Source organism: Microbulbifer halophilus, assembly GCF_026183675.1.
Taxonomy (GTDB): Bacteria; Pseudomonadota; Gammaproteobacteria; order Pseudomonadales; family Cellvibrionaceae; genus Microbulbifer; species Microbulbifer halophilus.
This window is the reverse complement of record NZ_JAPIVK010000046.1, coordinates 1-17,909: the sequence shown is the minus strand read 5'-3', so window position 1 is coordinate 17,909 and position 17,909 is coordinate 1. Positions and strand designations below refer to the sequence as shown.

Here is a 17,909-nt window from a genome sequence, read left to right as displayed (position 1 = left end):
CTTAGCCTCCGTTGACTGACAGCACAGGCTAGACAAACAAATCCGGCAGTGGCTTGTCCTCTTCTGCGCTCTTTTCCAGTAGTTTGCGCTTGAGCAGGCGGTTCACCAAGATTTGCATCTGCTGTTTGTTTAGTGGTCTTGATGGCGTTAGGTAGAGGGCTGCATCGAGCAGTTCCTGCAATTTTTCCAGCTCTTCGAAGTTCAGTTCCCGATTGACCTCACCGAGGCTGTTGCCCGTTACCTGGGGCCAGCGGGTGTGCAGCCAGTTTAGGGCGGCTTCCTGGATTTGGGTGGGATCGCCGGTTTCTACAGCCCGCTCCAGCGCTCGGGCCTGTTGTTCGGCATTTGGCAGCGGCTTTGCTGAGCCGGGCATTGGGCTTCGGACACCTCGCTGGCGGAAGAAATACAGCAACCACAGCAGGTGTGAGGCCAGGGCGACAATAGCCAGGTTGCGCCAGAACTGGCTCTGGTCCGTTGCAGTGGTCCCGTTCGGTTGCAGATCGGCTGTCTGGTCAGGCTCCTGCATTGCGCCTGTCGCCGCGCCGGCCACCGTAAAGCGAAACGGAGGCAGTTGGGTTGCCCGCTGGCGGCCGGTTTTGGTGTCCCACCAGGTTACGGTAACAGCTGGAAGCTGGTAGTCCCCGGGTTTAGTGGCGACGATGGCGGTGGTTTCTATACGGCTGCCGATAATACCGCTCTGGCCCAACTGGTCATCCTGCTGCGGCTGGTCCGGGTAGGTCTTCAGGCCTTCCACATTGAGCTTCGGCAGCGGTGGTAACTGGGCCGCGCGCAAACCCTCGGCGCGCAGGGTGACGATACGGGTGATCGGTTCGCCCACGGTGAAGGTCTGCGGGTCCTTGCTCCAGCTCTGCACTATGCCGAGGCTGGCGGCCGGTAGCCAATTGGCGCCGCTGTAGCTGTCGGGCTTGGGCAGTACTTCCAGGCTTCGCGGTTGTGAGCGTAGCCGCAACCGTTGGGTGTTGCGGTTGAACAGGGAGAAGGGATCCCGGCGGCCGGCGACGGCGACATAGCTGAGGGCCGGGATGGTCAGTTTGCCGGAGCTTTCGGGAAAGATGGCGTAGGTCAGTTCGTAGACGGCGTGGCCGACGCCGTTGATGCGGCGTTCGTAGCGCTGTTCGTCCACTTTTTCCACGTGGGCGCCGGGGACCTTCAGCGGCTCGGTGGCGATATCGTGCAGGCCGACAGTGGTGTAGAGGCGCACTTTGACCAGCAGTTGTTCCTGTACGTGCACTTTCTCCTTGTCCAACTCGACCTCCAGGAAGGCCTGGCGATCTTCGCCGGTATTGGGGCTCGAGCCGGGTTCGGTGACGGTGATCGGAATTGCATCGGAGACGGCGCCCTGGTAGTGGAGGGAGGGAACGAACAGTTTGCCCTCGCGTTTGGGGGCCAGGGTCAGCATCCATTCGACGAAGCTCTCGGCGCGGCCGTTGATGACGCGGTACTGGTTGGACTGCTGGCGGGAGAGAATGTCGAAGTCCTGTTCCAGCAGATTGAAGTCCGGCCGGCCGCCGTTTTCGTCACCGGAGTAGCGCAGGCGCAACTTGAGGGTTTCGTCGATACCGATTTTGTTGCGGTCGACGGTGGCGGTGAGTTGGTCGGCGGCTTGGGCGGTGGTGGCCAGTAGCAGGATCAGGAGGGCCTGTAGGGCGCGGATTGCCCAGTGGGTATAGCCGGTCCGATCGCGGCCATGGGCCGCTCCTACTGCGTTCCCGGCCCTGGGGGCCCTCTCCCCCGGCCCCTCTCCCGAAGGGAGAGGGGAGTGTACGGGGCTGATTCTGGTGTCAACGTTTATCATTCCGCTTTCCATTCCTACCACCTCTGGCTGGCGCCGTTTTCCGGTGGCTGCCATTCGCCGCTGCGGTAGGCGCGGCGGCGTTGCAGGCTTTCGTACTTGAATTTCTCGCGCATCAGGCCGGCCGGGTCGTCGGGGATCTGGCGCAGCCACTGGTCTAGGGCCTGCTGGGTTTCCGGGTCCAGGTCGCTTTCCCGGGCTTTGGCCCGTTGTTGTTCGCCTTGTTGTTCCTGCTCTTCGCCGTTCTCCGGTTGTCCCTGTTGCCGTTGCTGTTCGGCGTTCTGTTGTTGTTCGCCGTTCTGGGGTTGCTCGTCGGATTGCTGGTCCCGGGGGGAGCCCTGGGACTGCTGGTCGTTCTGTGAGCCGGCGTTCTGCTGGTCCTGTTGCTGATTCTGCTGTTGTTGCTGCTGGCCCTGATCGGATTGCTGTTGCTTCTGGTCCTGTTTCTGTTGTTGATCCTGGCCGGACTGTTGTTGCTCCTGTTGCTGCTGCTTTTCCTGCAGCTCCTTCAGCTTTCGGGCTATGTCGCGGTTGTGCTCGGCGTCGGCCATCTGCGGTTGCTGTTTCAGGGCCTCGTCGTAGGCCTCGATGGCTTCACTGTAGCGGCCCTGTTGCGCCAGGCTGTTGCCGAGATTGTACAGGTCCCGGGCGTCGCCGCTCTGGGCGAAGTCTTTCTGTGCCGCGGGATAGTCGCCGGCGCGGTAATTGGCGGTGCCGCGCCACTGGGGGTTTTTGAAAGTCTTTGCCGCCTGGTCGGCCTTGCCTTCTTCCAGCAGTTGTGTCGCCCGCTGATCGTCGCGCAGCCACAGGTCGTTTTCGGCCGCCTGTGTCGGTGTTGGTGGCAGCAACAGGAAGGCGAAGGGCAGGGCGCAGGCGAGAGCGCCGCGGCGGAACAGCAGGGCGGCGACCGGCAGCAAAAGCAGGAGCAGCCAGGGGCCTTCCTCGCGCCACTGGTCGAATTCGCGCTCGGTCAGTTGTGCCTGTTCCGGTGTGTCGCCTTTTGGCAACAGTGCGGCGATATCGCCGTCGGTGACGCTGATCTCGGCGAACTGGCCGCCGCTGTCGCGGGCCAGTTTGCCCAGTTGGCCGGCATCGAAATCGGCAATGATGATGGAGCCGTTGTTGTCGGTGACAAAGCCGCCGCTGTCGCCACGGGGAATGGGGCTGCCCTCGTCGCTGCCGACGGCGAGAATGGACAGGCTGAAGTCCTGGCTAGCGACCAGTCCGGCGACGGTGTCGAGTGCCGTTTCGTCGATGCCGTCGGTGATGGCGAGCAGTTGGCCGCGGCCGCTGGCGCCGTCTTTCAATAGCTGGATGCCGGTTTCCACGGCCATTTCGATATTGCTGCCGGGCACCGGCACGATCGATGGCGACAGCGATGGCACCAGGTTGGCGATGGTGTCGGTGTCTTCGGTCAGCGGTGTGACGATATGGGCCTCGCCACCGTAGGCGACCAGGGCGGTGAGGCCGTCTTCCCGCTGGCGCAGGATATCGAGGATTTTCAGGCGCGCGCGGGTCAGTCGATCCGGCGACAGGTCGGTGGCCATCATCGACGGCGACAGGTCCAGCAGGATGACCAGGGCATCCTGGTTGCTGTAGACGGGGGTCGGCAGTTTGCGCCAGGCGGGGCCGGCCAGGGCGATGATCGCGGCGGCCAGTAAGGCGAAGATCAGGCCGAACAGCCAGGGGCGCTTGGCGCCGCCGCGGAGCAGCAGGTGCGGGAGCAGGTCGGCGTCGATGACTTTCTGCAGCTGGCCGCTGTTGATGACGGTGCGGGCCAGGGCCCAGCAGAGCAGGGCGGTGGGAATCAGCAGCCACAGCAACGCGGGGCGCAGGAAGTGGAACTGGTGGAGGTCGGTGAAGAGGTTCATGTCGTCTTCCTCCGGTGGGCGGGCCGCAGGCCCGCCTTGCCGAGCTGGAGCTCGGCGCGCCCAGGGGTGAGCCGGAGCTTCGCGGTTGCGGTGCCCAGTAGCGGCGCGGCCGCCCAGAGGAGGGCCAGCAGCAGGGCGGCGCCCAGCGGCCAGATATACAGGGATTTCAGTGGGCGGTAGCTGGCGGCTTCCTGTTCCACGGGTTCCAGTTTATCCAGCTCGCGGTAGATCTGCGCCAGCTCTTCCGGGTTGTGGGCGCGGAAGTAGCGGCCGCCGGTTTTGTCGGCGATGGCCTGCAGGGTCTCGCTGTCCAGGTCGCGGGAGGGGTTGATGCGCCGGGCGCCGAATCGGCTGCCGAGCAGGCCGGGCTGCACCATCTCCTCGGCGCCGATACCGACGGTGTAGACGGTGATGCCGGCCTGCTGGGCCAGTTCCGCGGCTTTCAATGGCGAGACTTCGCCGGCGGTGTTGGCGCCGTCGGTCAGCAGGATCAGCACACGCTGTTCGGCGGGCCGCTGGGTGAGTCGCTTGACCGACAGACCGATGGCATCGCCGATGGCAGTGCCCTGGCCGGCGAAGCCGATTTGTGCCTCCTGCAGCAGCGTGTCCACTGTCTCGCGGTCGAAGGTCAAGGGAGCCTGCAGGTAGGCGCGGGTGCCGAACAGCACCAGGCCCAGGCGGTCGCCCTTGCGGCGTTCGACAAAGTCGCCGACCACATCTTTCACCGCCTTGATGCGCATGGCGGGGCGGCCGTTCAGCAGCATGTCCGGTGTTTCCATGCTGCCGGAGATATCCACGGCCACCAGCAGGTCGCGGGCGCTGCTGGTCTGGGTGATGGGTTCTCCGTACCACTGGGGGCGTGCGGCCGCCGCGATCAGCAGAACCCAGATCACCGTCATCAGCGCAAGGTTCAGGAGATTGCTGGGGCTGCCGCCGCCGTGTTGGGAAAGCTCGGCATAGAAAGGCACTTTCAGTGCGCTGCTGAGCGGCTTGGCACGGGGCAGCAGGCCGCGCGCCAGCAGCGGCAGCGGCAGCAGCGCGAAGACCCAGGGCCAGGCGAATTCAAACACGCTGCGCCTCCGTTGTGGCCGCCTGTCGTTTTGTGTCTGTCTCCGTGGAGTGGGATTGCACCCAGGCGACGGCGTAATCCCGCAATGCCCGGTTGCCGGTCTCGTCGGGATGGTCGTCTCGATAGAGATGTTCCAGCAGGGCTTTTTCCGCCTCGTCCGGGCAGTCGATATCGGCCGTGTTGCCGAGAAACCCCAGCCACTGGCGGCCGATCAGGTTGCCGCAGCGGGCGCGGCCGAAGGTAGTGACGGCGACCCGTTTCAGTATCTCGTTGATATCCTGGGTAGCGCCTGTGTCAGCCGGGTTTATTGCCTGTAACAGGCGCACGGCTTCCTCGCGGTAGCGGTTCTGTTCGCGGCGCTGTCTGCGGCGGCGCAGCCACAGCAGGGCGGCGGCAATCGCGGCCAGGGTCAAAGCGGCGAGGAGCCACCAGCCGGGCGCGGGCGGCCACCAGCCGATGGGGGCCGGTTCGTGGATGTCGTGCAGTTGCGCCAGCAGTTCTTTTTCCTCGGGGGAAAGTTGGGGCGGCGCGGGTTGTTGTTGCATGGGGAGTATTTTCACCATTGGCGGCCTCCCCGACAGTCCTCTCCCCCGGCCCCTCTCCCAAAGGGAGAGGGGAGATATGCGGCGCACCCTACGCGGAGTCCAATCACGGCGTCGACCTCCTGTTCTGTTGCCGCGAACCGTAAACAGAAAGCAGTGCCGGAACAATCGGTCGTGTGTTGTCGAAATCCATCAACGGCAGGCGGTGGCGGCGGCAGAGTTGCTCGACCTCCTCGCGCGCCAGGGCCTGGCTATCGGCAAAGTGTTCGCGCAGCGGGCGACTGCCGGCGTTGAGGAAGGTGCGGTGGCGGCCGTCGGAAATGGTCAGGGACTGGTCGGGCAGATGGCGTTCCAGTGGATCGGTGATGCGCAGTACCTGCAGGTCCGTGTTGCGCGTCAGCAGGTAGAGTGGCTGGGCGCAGCTCTCGTCCAGATCGTGACAGTCGCTGATCAGGAAGAGGGCGCTGCCGGGGCGGGCGATGCGGCGGGCTTCTTCCAGCAGGGTTTTCAGCGGCTGGCAGCCGTCTGCGGCCACCGGGCTGTCGAGGTTGCCGGCGCGCTCCACCAGTTTGTGGATCATAGCCAGCACCGAGTGGTGGCTGCGGCGCGGGCGCACTGTGTCGATATCGTCGTCGGCGAACAGTACCGCGCCGACGCGGTCGCTGTGTTGCAGGCCGGCCCAGCCGAGGGCGGCGGCGATGCCGCTGGCGGCCACGGATTTGAAGGCCTGGCGGCTGCCGAAAAACATCGGCGAGCGCAGGTCCAGCAGGATGACTACCGGGCGCTCGCGCTCCTCCTGGTAGAGCTTGGTGTGGGTCTTGCCAGTGCGGGCGGTTACGCGCCAGTCGATGGAGCGTACATCGTCGCCGGGCTGGTAGTAGCGGACTTCCTCGAAGTTCATGCCGCGGCCGCGGTAGCGGGTCAGCAGGCTGCCGGCCTGGTCGGCCCTGGCCAGCCGGGGTTTGAACAGCTGCAGTTGGCGGGCGGCGTAGCGCAGTTGCACCAGGGGCTCCACCTCGGGGTAGGCGCCGCGGAGTTGCGGGGCTGTCTGGTTCAATACTTCGTGCAAAATTCTTTGCCCTCTCCCCCGGCCCTCTCCCAAGGGGAGAGGGGAGCTAATCTTTCGACTTGACGTTGATGGGCGGTGCGCACGGCGCATCCTACCCCAGTGCCTGGTCCCGAATCAGATCGCCGGCACTTGCTGCAACAGCCGCGCGATCACCTGGTCGGCGGTGACGCCGGCGGCTTCCGCCTCGAAGCTGAGTAGCAGGCGGTGGCGGAGGATGTCCGGGGCCACGTCCATCACATCGTCCGGAGTGACGAAGTCGCGCCCGGCGAGCCAGGCGCGGGCGCGGGCACAGCGGTCCAGGGCGATGGTGGCCCGAGGGCTGGCGCCAAAATCTAGCCAGGATGCCAGCTCGCTGTCATACTTCGCCGGCTCGCGGGTGGCGATGATGAGCTGGACAATATAAGTTTCCACCGCCTCGACCATCTGCATTTCCAGAACCTGCTGGCGGGCGCGAAAAACGGTGTCCTGGGCAATCTCTTCGGAAGGGCGATTTTCGCCAAGGCTTGCCTCGGATCTGGCCAGGCGCAGAATTTTCGCTTCCGCCTCGGCACCCGGATAGGCAAGATTCACCTGCATGAGGAACCTGTCCAATTGTGCCTCTGGCAGCGGATAGGTTCCTTCCTGTTCTATCGGGTTTTGTGTTGCCATCACCAGGAACAAGTCAGGCAGCGGATAGGTCTTTCGGCCCACGCTGATCTGGCGTTCCGCCATGGCCTCCAGCAGCGCCGACTGCACCTTGGCCGGCGCGCGGTTGATTTCATCGGCCAGCACCAGGTTGTGGAACACCGGCCCCGGTTGAAAATGGAACTCTCCGGTTTCCGGTCGGTAGATATCGGTGCCGGTAATGTCTGCCGGCAACAGATCCGGCGTAAATTGGACGCGATGGAAATCACCCTCAATAGCCTCGCCCAGTGTCTTGATTGCCTTGGTCTTGGCCAGCCCCGGCGCGCCTTCCACCAGCAGGTGGCCGTCCGCCAGCAGGGCGATCAGTATCCGATTGACCAGGGTCTCCTGGCCGATAATCTGCTGTTCCAGCCAGTCGCCCAGGGAAATGATGCTGTCCCTGATGTTCCGGTTCGCTTCCATAGTGTCACTTCTGTTGAGAATGTTCCTGCGCCCGCCCGCGAGGATACCGGCTATCTACCATCTTTATATATAGTCGCCGCCATCGCGGATGGGCGTGTTGATTTTAGCGGCGTTCGCGCCAGTGGCAACCATCGAGAAGGCGGTAGACCGCTGAGCCAGTACAAAGTTCAACCAGTTCGCCAGCCAGTATGGGGCTGGCGGAGAGTCCGGGCCCGGCGTGCGGCCGGGCCACTGACAGTTATGTTTTCGGGTCTGGGGTATACAGAACCGATGGGAAAAAAATGAATTTGGGAGGTTCCCCGTGAATATGGCGACGGTAATAACCGACAGCCGCGAGGAGTTGGTGGATCAGATCAGCGCACTGATTCGGGACAGGCTGGCGGAAGAGGCGGAGCCGGTGGTGACGTTCGCCGAGCAGTTCCTGCACCAGTATCCGCTGGAAGACCTGGTCGGCCGGCGACTGGCAGATGTCTACGGTTGTATTTACACCTGGTGGGATTTTATCCAGCAACGCAGTGGCAGCAGGCCCAAGGTGCGGGTGTTCAATCCGCGTCTCGAGGGAGATGGCTGGCAGTGTGCCCACACGGTGGTGGGTGTGTTGCAGCGGGATATGCCCTTCCTGGTGGATTCCGTGCGCATGGAGATCAACCGTCGCGACACCGTGATCCACTCGATCAAGAGCACCGTGATGCAGGTGGAGCGCAACAAGCGCGGCCGGTTGCAGCGGCTGTTGCCGCGCCATTGCAGTGTCGACGCAGGCGACATCTCGGCCGCCGGTGAGGCATTGGTCTACGTGGAGATCAACCTCGACACTTCCTCCTCATTTGCTTCCTCGCTGAGCGCGACCCTCGAGGATGTGCTCGGTGATGTGGAGCTGGTGGTGGACGACTACCTGCCCATGCTCGACGCCTGCAGCGCCATGGAAGACCAGCTGTACACCGGCCTGGCCGACGACGCCAACCAGCAGGAGGCCTGCGCCTTCCTGCAGTGGATGCGCGACGGCAATTTCACCTTCCTCGGTTACCGCGAGTACGAGTTTTGCCAGCAGGGGGACAAAAAGGTGCTGTGCGAAGTGGAGCAGCGCCGCCTGGGGACTTTCAAGAAGCTGGAGGAACCGGCGGAGCCGACGCCGGAGGCGGCCTTCAACGAGGGCAAGCAGCGCTTCTACCAGGGCCCCAACTTTCTCACATTCGCCAAGTCGTCGGTCAAATCGCGGGTGCATCGCGCCGCTTACTCCGATTACGTGACCGTCAAGCGCTACGACGCCGACGGCGAGGTGATCGGCGAATCCGCCTTCATGGGGCTCTATACCTCGCCGGTTTACACCGAGAGTCCGGCCAAGATTCCCATCATCCGCCGCAAGATGGCATCGGTGATGGAGTCCAGCGGCCTGGATCCGCACAGCCACGACGGCAAGGCGCTGCGCCGCATTCTCGACACTTTCCCGCGCGACGAACTCTTCCAGAGCAATACCCAAGAGCTGTTCCACACGGTGATGGGCGTGCTCAGCATGAACGAGCGCGCGCGTATCCGCCTGTTCCTGCGCCGGGATCCCTTCGGCAAGTTTGTCACCGCCACCGTGTATGTGCCGCGGGAGCAGTTCAACAGCACCGTGCGCGAGCAGATCTGCGCGCATATCGCCCGGGCCGTGCGCGCCCGCGATTCCGATTTCACCACCTGGTTTTCCGAATCCATCCTCGCGCGGGTACATTTCGTGTTTCGCGTTTCCCCCAGCGAGCCGGTGGACATTGACGTAGCGCAGTTGGAGGCGCAAATAGTGGATATCACCCGTTCCTGGGAAGGCGTATTCCAGAAATCCCTGATCGAAAGCAGCGGCGAAGAGGAGGGCAGCCGGCTCTTCAGTATTTACGGCCACGCCTTTCCCGCCGGTTACCGCGAGGATTTCGAGCCGCGTATCGCGGTACAGGATGTATCGGCGATCGCCGACCTGGACGCCGACAACCGCGTCGCCATGAGTTTCTACCAGCCGGTGGGAGCGTCCGCGGGCAGCCTGCGCTTCAAGGTATTCCACTGGGGGCGCGGGCTGACCCTGTCCGATGTGATCCCGGTGCTGGAGCACCTGGGGCTGCGGGTGATTGGCGAATTTCCCTACACCATCCGTCCGTCCGGCAAGACCGAGGTGTGGATGCACGAATTCCACCTGGAATTCGGCCTGCCCACCCGTGTCGATGCCCAGGCCTCCCGCAACCTGTTCCAGGATGCCTTCGCCGCCATCTGGAGCGGCGTGGCCGAGAGCGACGCCTTCAACCGCCTGGTGCTGGCGGCGCGCCTGAACTGGCGCGAAGTCTCGATGCTGCGCGCTTACGCCCGCTACCTGAAGCAGACCAAGTTCAGCGCCAGCCAGCCCTATATCGCGCGCACCCTGGCCAACCACGTGGAGATCACCCGCAACCTGGTGGCGCTGTTCCGCGCCATGTTCGATCCGCGTATCAGCGGTTCCAAGAGTGAGGGGCAGACCCGTGTGGATCGGTTGATCCAGAAGATTCACGACGGTCTCGACAGTGTCGACAACCTGAACGAGGATCAGGTGATCCGCCGCTACCTGGAGCTGATCCTGGCCACACTGCGCACCAACGTTTTCCAGACTGATGCCGACGGCGAGCCCAAGGACTATATCTCCATCAAGTTCAGCCCGCGCGACATTCCGGGAATCCCCGAGCCGCGGCCCGAGTTCGAGATATTCGTCTACTCGCCGCAGGTGGAGGGTGTGCACCTGCGCGGCGGCAAGGTGGCCCGCGGCGGCCTGCGCTGGTCCGACCGGCTGGAGGACTTCCGCACCGAGGTACTGGGCCTGGTGAAGGCGCAGAACGTGAAGAATGCGGTGATCGTGCCCAGCGGTGCCAAGGGCGGCTTCGTGGTGCGCCGCCCGCCATCCGGCGGCGGTCGCGAGGCGATGCAGGAAGCTGGCATCGCCTGCTACAAGACCTTTATCCGCGGCCTGCTGGACATCACCGACAACCTGCAGGACGGCGAAGTGGTGCCGCCGGAACAGGTGGTGCGCCGCGACGAGGACGACCCCTACCTGGTGGTGGCTGCGGACAAGGGCACGGCGACCTTTTCCGATACCGCCAATGGCATTGCCGCCGAGTACGATTTCTGGCTCGGCGATGCCTTCGCCTCCGGCGGCAGCCAGGGCTACGACCACAAGAAGATGGGCATTACCGCCCGCGGTGCCTGGGTCTCGGTGCAGCGCCACTTCCGAGAGATGGGTCTCAATGTTCAGGAAGAGGATTTTTCCGTGATCGGCGTCGGCGATATGGCCGGCGATGTGTTCGGCAACGGCATGCTGCTGTCGGAACATATCCGCCTGAAAGCGGCCTTCAACCACCTCCATATCTTTATCGATCCGGACCCGGATGCGGCCAGCAGCTTTGCCGAGCGCAAGCGCCTGTTCGAAATGCCGCGTTCCAGCTGGACGGACTACGACAAAAAATTGATCTCCAAAGGCGGCGGCATTTTCGAGCGCCGCGCCAAGTCGATCAATATCACCCCGGAAATGAAGGCCGCCTTCGGCATCGAGGCAAACCGGCTCAACCCCAACGAGCTGATCGGCGCGCTGCTGCGCGCGCCGGTGGACCTGATCTGGAACGGTGGCATCGGCACCTATGTCAAAGCCAGTACCGAATCCCACGCCGAGGTGGGCGACAAGTCCAATGACAGCCTGCGCGTCAACGGCAACGAACTGCGCGCGAAGGTGTTTGGCGAGGGCGGCAACCTGGGCATGACCCAGCGCGGGCGCATCGAGTTCGCGCTCAACGGTGGCCGCTGCAACACCGACTTTATCGACAACGCCGGCGGTGTGGATTGTTCGGATCACGAGGTCAATATCAAGATCCTGCTCGACAAGGTGGTGGCCAACGGCGATCTCACCGGCAAGCAGCGCAACCAGATGCTCGAAGAGATGACCGACTCCGTGGCCGAGCTGGTGCTGGACAACAACTACGACCAGGCCCGCGCGCTCTCGGTGGCGGAATACCAGGTGTCCGAGCGCCTGGACGAATACCGCCGCACCATCAACGCGCTGGAGAGCGAGGGGCGCCTGAATCGCGCGCTGGAATTCATTCCCGACAACGAACAGATCACCGAGCGCCAGAATCGGGGCCAGTACCTGACGCGCCCGGAGCTGTCGGTGCTGATCTCCTACGTGAAGGTGAAACTGAAAGAGGAACTGCTCGATTCCGAGATCACCGGCAACCCGCGGGTGCAGGAGTCGGTGGAATCCGCTTTCCCCGGCGAGCTGGTGGCGCGCTACCGCGACCTGGTCTACGACCACCCGCTGCGCCGGCAGATAGTCGCGACCCAGGTGGCCAACGAGATGGTCAACAGCATGGGCATCACCTTTTACCACCGCATCGGCGGCGCCACCGGGGCCGATATCAACACTATCGCCGCGGCCTATATCTGTGCCCGCGATGTCTACCTGATGCCGGAGTTCCTCGATCAACTGGCGGCGCTGGACTACCGGGTGCCGGCCAGCCTGCAGATAGAGCTGATGAGCTCCATGATCGGCCGGGTGCGCCGCGCCGCGCGCTGGCTCATCCGCAATCGCCGCAGCGACCTGGAACCGGCGGGGGACCGGGAGCTGTACCGGAAGTCGGTGCAGCGGGTAATCGAGGCGCTGCCGGAAGTGCTCAGCGGCGAGCCGCACCGCGAGTGGGAATCCCGCTACCAGAGCCTGCAGGAGGCCAATGTACCGGAGCAGGTGGCGCTGCTGGCTGCATCGCCCACCTATCTGTATTCCGCCCTGGGGATTTCCGAATCCGCCCGCGCCAGCGAGCGGCCGGTGGAAGAGGTGGCGAGGGTCTACTTCCGTCTCGCCGACGCCCTGGACCTGCACTGGTTCGGCAACCAGATCATCGACCTGCCGGTGGACAGCTTCTGGCAGGCCCAGGCCCGCGAGACCAGCATGGATGACCTGGACAACCAGCTGAGCAGCCTGGCGATCAATATCCTGCGCCTGGCTGGCGAAGCGGACCTGGATGTGGATGGCGCAATGACCCGCTGGAGCGATATCATGGCGCCCGCGATCCAGCGCTGGAACAGCATGCTGAGCGAACTCAAAACCGCCCCCATTGGCGATTTCGCCATGTTCACCGTGGCGCTGCGCGAGCTGATGTACCTGGCCAATGCCACGGCGGATCGCGAGTCGCTGGCGGAATGACATAGCTCCCCTCTCCCCGGGAGAGGGTACTGGCACGGGGCTTAATAAGGCTCGACGGGGCGGCTCGCCCCTGCGGCTTCCAACATAGCTCCCCTCTCCCGCCGGGAGAGGGGCCGGGGGAGAGGGCGGGTGGAGTGGCCACTTCAATTTATGCGGCTTCCACAACCAGCCCTCTCCCTAACCCTCTCCCGGAGGGAGAGGGGACTGGTACGGGGGCTTAATAAGGCTCGATGGGGCGGCTTGCCCCTATGGTCTCCAACATAGCTCCCCTCTCCCACCGGGAGAGGGGCCGGGGGGCGGCGCCCGACCCCGGTGGTCAGATTAAAAAAGGAACACCATGTACGAACACCTGCGCAAAGCCCTGTTTGCGCTGGACCCGGAAAGGGCCCACTACTTATCGCTCGATGCCATCGGCGCCGCCGAGCGCCTGCGGCTGCTCTCCCTGTTCGCCAGGCCCGTCGCCGACGATCCGGTGGAATTGATGGGCCTGACGCTCCCCAACCCGGTGGGGCTGGCCGCCGGCCTGGACAAGAATGCCCAGGCCTTCAATGGCCTCGGCGGGCTGGGCTTCGGTTTTGTCGAGGTGGGCACGGTCACCCCGCGCCCGCAGCCGGGTAACCCACAGCCGCGCCTGTTCCGCATTGAGGAGGCCGGCGGCATCATCAACCGCATGGGCTTCAACAACCTGGGCGTCGACTACCTGGTGGAGCGCGTCAAGCGCCGCCGCTACGGCGGCGTGCTGGGTATCAACGTGGGCAAGAATTTCGACACGCCGGTGGAGCGCGCCGCGGACGACTACTGCCTGTGCATGGAAAAGGTCCACCCCTACGCGGACTACATCACCGCCAATGTCTCCTCGCCCAACACCAAGGGCCTGCGGGACCTGCAGTTCGGCGAGGGGCTCAGGCAGCTTCTCGGCGCGATAAAGGAAAAACAGCAGCGCCTGGCGCAGGTCAGCGATCGCCGCGTTCCGGTGGCGGTCAAGATAGCCCCGGACATGGACGACGAGGCCATCGCCGCTATCGCCGAGGTCCTGTGTGAGTTCGAGATTGACGGTGTGATCGCCACCAATACCACGGTCGACAAGTCGGCCGTCAGTGAGCTGCCCCACGGCGATGAAGAGGGCGGCCTCAGCGGCGCGCCGCTGGCCGACCGCTCGACGGAAGTGATCGCACAGCTGGCCGCGGAGCTGCGCGGCCGCATCCCGATCATCGGCGTGGGCGGTATTTTCGATGGCGACTCGGCGGCGGAAAAAATCCGCGCCGGCGCCACCGCGGTGCAGATTTACACCGGCTTCATCTACTGCGGGCCGGCGGTAATCCGCGAGGCCGCCGAAGCGATTTCCCTGGCCCGCCGGAAGCAGTGAGCACTGATCATCGATACCCGATCATTGCCCGCTGACTCAGACGGTACTCCAGCCGTCCGGATGGTGGTCCTCCGGCTGCAGGGTGCGGAACTGTTCCAGCTTCTGCGCTTTGGTTGAGGCTCCAAACCCGTTCCAGTAATCTTCCCGCCCGTCGCGCCAGCCGTTGACCCACTGCTGGTGGCGGTCGCCGTTGGCGTAGGGGCAGCTCTCCAGCGGTTTGTTTTCCGTGGCGGCAAGGTAACCTTTGCAGAAGGCTCTATCGGACTGGCTACGTTTTTGGCGTTTCATCTTATACAGCACCTCGGCTCTGGTGTGTTTACAGCGGCGGCTTTCCTGTTCCGTCTCTCTAAGGTTAGTGAATATGACGATCGTGTTGCCACTGTGTCTCAGCCGCGAGATGACACAACAGGGCGCCTGTAAAAGAACAATTGGCGCTGAAGATGATCGCCGCTAGATACAGTACGCATAGGCCGCGGAATTTTATTATCGCTGTCGGCGCAGAAGGGGAATCCTGTGCGCCTGCGAACAGAAGGAATCCCGATTTTGACTGACGTTACATCCGCCGAGCTGGCATTCACCGCCACCTGCCCCAAGGGGCTCGAGGGGTTGCTGGCCGCCGAGCTGCACGATTTGGGCGCCTCGGGGCTGCGCGAGCAGCCGGCGTCGGTGCGCTTTGCGGGGTCCCTGGAACTGGCTTACCGCTGTTGCCTGTGGAGCCGACTGGCGAACCGCATACTGCTGCGGCTTGTACAGGCGCGCATCGGCGATGCGGAAGATCTCTACCGGGCCGTGGCGGCGCTGCCCTGGGAGGAGCATATCAGCCCGGCGGCAAAGCTCTGGCTGCAGTTTTCCGGCACCAACCGCGCAATCCGCAACAGCCAGTTCGGCGCCCAGAAAGCCAAGGATGCCATCGTCGACCGCCTGCGCCACCAGAGCGGCGCGCGGCCGTTGGTGGACAAGCATCATCCCGACCTGACCGTGGCCCTGCGCCTCCACCGCGACAAACTGGATATCGCCATCGACCTGAGCGGCGAGAGCCTGCACAAGCGCGGCTACCGCACCCACATTGGCGCCGCGCCGCTGAAGGAAAACCTGGCCGCGGCGCTGTTGCTGCGCGCCGGCTGGCCGGAGATCGCAGAGCGGGGCGGGGCGCTGTTGGACCCCATGTGCGGCTCCGGCACTATCCTGATCGAGGGCGCCATGATGGCGGCGGATTACGCCCCGGGCCTGCTGCGCGATGGGTTCGGCTTCGAGCGCTGGCTCAACCACCAGTCGGATATCTGGCTGCGCCTGCGGGAGGAGGCACTGGAGCGCCGCCGCGCCGGGCTGGAGCGGTCCCTGCCGGAGATCCGCGGCTACGACGCCGACGCCCGGGTCCTGTTTGCCGCCGAGGCGAATATCGCCCGCGCCGGGCTGGAGCGCCAGGTGCGGGTCAGCTGTCGCCCGGTGGCGGCCTTCAAGGTGCCGAGCCACCGGCCGGTCAAACCCGGCCTGGTGCTCAGCAACCCGCCCTACGGCGAGCGCCTGGGCGAGCAGGAGGCGCTGCGGGGGACCTATGACGAACTGGGACGCCAGTTGAAGGCGGGGTTTGCCGGTTGGCAGGTGGGTATTTTTACCGGCAACCCGGAGCTGGGGTTCGCTACCGGTTTGCGTTCCCACAAGCGATACCAGTTGTACAACGGCAGTATTCCCAGCCAGTTGCTGCTGTTCGAGGTGCACGCGCGATCCGGCGAAGATGAAGAGGCAACGGATTCCGCCCCCCAACTGCCCGCGGAAGTGGAGATGGTGGCCAACCGGCTGCGCAAGAACCTGCGCACCACCGGCAAGTGGGCGAAGAAAAACGGCATCGACTGCTACCGGCTATACGACGCCGACCTGCCGGAATACGCGGCCGCGGTGGATCTCTACCGCACGCTGGAGGGTAATCTCTTCGCCCATGTGCAGGAATATCGCGCGCCGGCCAGTATTCCCGAGGACAAGGCGCGCGCAAGGCTGCGGCATCTGGTGCGGGCGGTCCAGACAGTGCTGGAAATCCCCCAACGCAATATCAGCATCAAGGAGCGCCGCCGCCAGAGCCACAAGGGGGGCGACCAGTACCGCAAGGGGGAGGGCGAAGGCCAGTCCCTGTGGGTCGACGAGTACGGTGCGCAACTGGAAGTGAATCTCCGGGCCTATCTGGATACCGGCCTCTTCCTCGACCACCGGCCGGTGCGACGCTATCTCCGCGGACAGATGCGCGAGCGGGGGCGCGGCGCCCGGTTTCTCAACCTGTTCTGTTACACCGGCACCGCCACGGTGCAGGCGGCGCTGGGCGGCTGTGAACAGAGTACCAGCGTGGATATGTCGAAAACCTACCAGTCCTGGAGCGCGCGCAATTTCCGCCGCAACAATCTCGATCCTTACCGCCATCAACTGGTGGAGGCGGACTGCCTGCAGTGGCTGGAATCCGCGCAGCAGAACCGCCGCGGCCACTACGACCTGATCTTCCTCGATCCGCCGAGCTTCTCCAACTCCGCCAAAATGCGCGGCGTGCTGGATATCCAGCGGGATCACGGCAGGCTGATCCGCCAGTGCATGGCGCTGCTGGCCCCCGGCGGCACACTGGTGTTTTCCAACAACCTGCGCAGTTTCAGGATGGATGAGGATATTCAGGGAGAGTTTTCGGTGGAGAAGCTGTCACTGCTGGACAAGGATTTCCAGCGCAATCCGAAAATTCACAATGTGTGGAAGATTCAGGGTTAATGGTGCGCACGGCGCACCCTGCCCGGAGGCCCACAATGATTGGCATCATGTAGGGTGCGCCGGGCGCACCGTCAAAGAGCTGTGGAGAGCAATTTCAGCAGTTCCTTCTTCTCCATATTTCCCCCGCTGACCACCGCCGCCACGTATTCATCTTCCCCGAGGATTACGGTATCGCTGGCGATGGCTGCCACCGCAATGGCGCCGCCGGGTTCAGCATACAGCTTGCCGCTGCCCAGCAGCAGCTCGGTGCCGGCGGCGATGGCGTCTTCTTCCAGAGCAACAAGCTCGTCCACCACCTGGCGGCTGATCGGATAGGTGCATTCGCCGGCGCGGTTGGCGCCGAGGCTGGTGGCCAGGGTCGCCGGTTTTTCCAGGTCCACCGGGCCGCCCGCGTCCCAGGCGCTTTTCAGCGTGGCGGCGCCGGCGGGTTCGACCCCGATCAGGCGGAGTTGCGGTTTGGCGGCCTTGAGCGCCAGGCCGATACCGGAGATAAGCCCGCCGCCGCCCACCGGGCAGATCACCGTGTCCAGTCCGGGCAGCTGGTCGAGCAGCTCCAGTCCCACGGTGCCCTGGCCGGCGATGATCCGCGGGTGGTCGTAGGGCGGCACCAGTGTCGCGCCCGTGTCCTGCGCCCGCTGCCGGGCGTGGGCCCAGGCGGCGTGGATATCGTCGTGCAATAGCACTTCGGCGCCGTAATCGCGGCAGGCCTCCACCTTGTAGGCGCTGGCGCCCTCGGGCATGACCACCGTCACCGGAATCCGCCGCTCGCCGCCGGCCCAGGCCAGGGCCATACCGTGGTTGCCGGCGGACACGGTAATCAGCCCCCGCGCCAGCTCGTCCGGGGCGGCGCCGGCCAGCCAGTTGAGTACGCCGCGGGGTTTGAAGGAACCGGTGCGCTGCAGCAACTCGCACTTGAGCCACAGGGGGCGGCCCAACCGCTCTTCCAGCGGCCGGCTGCGCAGGCAGGGGGTGGGCTCCAGTGCCGCGGCAATATTTTTGCGGGCGGCGGCGATATCCGCCGCGGTGGGGGATCCGTGGGGAAGGGGGGCTGTCATCGGCGCACCGTTACCGAGCTGGGCACTGTTGTCAGAAATTCGCAGCTGCTGTTTCGTTGCGGGAAAATTGTAAGCGATCAGCCTTCCCCACCCTCGGCCTGGGCCCGCTTTTCT

11 protein-coding genes are annotated in these 17,909 nt (G+C 64.4%); 3 read left to right on the top strand and 8 right to left on the bottom strand.

The features are described 5' to 3' along the window. Window positions 1-28 precede the first annotated feature (28 nt). The 6 genes from OQE62_RS17430 to OQE62_RS17405 all read right to left on the bottom strand — a co-directional run bounded on the left by OQE62_RS17430 (window position 29) and on the right by OQE62_RS17405 (window position 7,450). Window positions 29-1,816, bottom strand: a complete 1,788-nt coding sequence (locus OQE62_RS17430) for a BatD family protein (RefSeq protein ID WP_265723324.1) — start codon at window positions 1,814-1,816, stop codon at window positions 29-31. A gap of 14 nt (window positions 1,817-1,830) precedes the next feature. Further along, window positions 1,831-3,684, bottom strand: coding sequence for a VWA domain-containing protein (locus OQE62_RS17425; RefSeq protein WP_265723323.1), 1,854 nt, complete (start codon window positions 3,682-3,684; stop codon window positions 1,831-1,833). Further along, window positions 3,681-4,754 carry a vWA domain-containing protein gene (locus OQE62_RS17420; protein ID WP_265723322.1) on the bottom strand — a complete coding sequence of 358 codons (1,074 nt, stop codon included), beginning with the start codon at window positions 4,752-4,754 and terminating at the stop codon, window positions 3,681-3,683. Before OQE62_RS17420 ends, OQE62_RS17425 begins: the two co-directional genes overlap by 4 nt. After that, complete coding sequence (locus OQE62_RS17415) at window positions 4,747-5,316, bottom strand: DUF4381 domain-containing protein (RefSeq protein WP_265723321.1); 570 nt, start codon at window positions 5,314-5,316, stop codon at window positions 4,747-4,749. Before OQE62_RS17415 ends, OQE62_RS17420 begins: the two co-directional genes overlap by 8 nt. A gap of 85 nt (window positions 5,317-5,401) precedes the next feature. After that, the gene (locus OQE62_RS17410) at window positions 5,402-6,364 is read right to left on the bottom strand and encodes a DUF58 domain-containing protein (RefSeq protein ID WP_265723320.1); all 963 of its coding nucleotides are present in this window, start codon (window positions 6,362-6,364) and stop codon (window positions 5,402-5,404) included. 114 nt (window positions 6,365-6,478) lie between these two features. Next, entirely contained in the window at window positions 6,479-7,450 is a 972-nt protein-coding gene (locus OQE62_RS17405) for an AAA family ATPase (protein ID WP_265723319.1), read from the bottom strand. Between the two features lie 307 nt (window positions 7,451-7,757). Here OQE62_RS17405 and OQE62_RS17400 point away from each other — a divergent pair, with 307 nt between their 5' ends. After that, a complete protein-coding gene (locus OQE62_RS17400) occupies window positions 7,758-12,632 on the top strand; it encodes an NAD-glutamate dehydrogenase (RefSeq protein ID WP_265723333.1) in 4,875 nt (1,624 codons plus the stop codon). Window positions 12,633-12,969: 337 nt separating this feature from the next. After that, entirely contained in the window at window positions 12,970-13,998 is a 1,029-nt protein-coding gene (locus OQE62_RS17395) for a quinone-dependent dihydroorotate dehydrogenase (protein WP_265723318.1), read from the top strand. 36 nt (window positions 13,999-14,034) lie between these two features. Here OQE62_RS17395 and rmf read toward each other — a convergent pair whose 3' ends face one another. Continuing rightward, complete coding sequence (gene rmf, locus OQE62_RS17390; RefSeq protein WP_265723317.1) at window positions 14,035-14,286, bottom strand: ribosome modulation factor; 252 nt, start codon at window positions 14,284-14,286, stop codon at window positions 14,035-14,037. Between the two features lie 255 nt (window positions 14,287-14,541). Here rmf and rlmKL point away from each other — a divergent pair, with 255 nt between their 5' ends. Continuing rightward, a complete protein-coding gene (rlmKL, locus tag OQE62_RS17385) occupies window positions 14,542-16,740 on the top strand; it encodes a bifunctional 23S rRNA (guanine(2069)-N(7))-methyltransferase RlmK/23S rRNA (guanine(2445)-N(2))-methyltransferase RlmL (protein WP_265723316.1) in 2,199 nt (732 codons plus the stop codon). A 71-nt stretch (window positions 16,741-16,811) separates the two neighbouring features. On the opposite strand, the gene OQE62_RS17380 is transcribed toward rlmKL, so the two are convergent. After that, a complete protein-coding gene (locus OQE62_RS17380) occupies window positions 16,812-17,795 on the bottom strand; it encodes a threonine/serine dehydratase (protein ID WP_265723315.1) in 984 nt (327 codons plus the stop codon). Window positions 17,796-17,909: the final 114 nt, after the last annotated feature.

Coding starts and splice junctions, on each gene's coding strand:
- OQE62_RS17380 (WP_265723315.1), bottom strand. CDS start 17,795: ATGACAGCCCCCCTTCCCCACGGATCCCCCACCGCGGCGGATATCGCC.
- OQE62_RS17405 (WP_265723319.1), bottom strand. CDS start 7,450: ATGGAAGCGAACCGGAACATCAGGGACAGCATCATTTCCCTGGGCGAC.
- OQE62_RS17430 (WP_265723324.1), bottom strand. CDS start 1,816: ATGATAAACGTTGACACCAGAATCAGCCCCGTACACTCCCCTCTCCCT.
- OQE62_RS17395 (WP_265723318.1), top strand. CDS start 12,970: ATGTACGAACACCTGCGCAAAGCCCTGTTTGCGCTGGACCCGGAAAGG.
- rmf (WP_265723317.1), bottom strand. CDS start 14,286: ATGAAACGCCAAAAACGTAGCCAGTCCGATAGAGCCTTCTGCAAAGGT.
- OQE62_RS17425 (WP_265723323.1), bottom strand. CDS start 3,684: ATGAACCTCTTCACCGACCTCCACCAGTTCCACTTCCTGCGCCCCGCG.
- OQE62_RS17400 (WP_265723333.1), top strand. CDS start 7,758: ATGGCGACGGTAATAACCGACAGCCGCGAGGAGTTGGTGGATCAGATC.
- OQE62_RS17415 (WP_265723321.1), bottom strand. CDS start 5,316: ATGGTGAAAATACTCCCCATGCAACAACAACCCGCGCCGCCCCAACTT.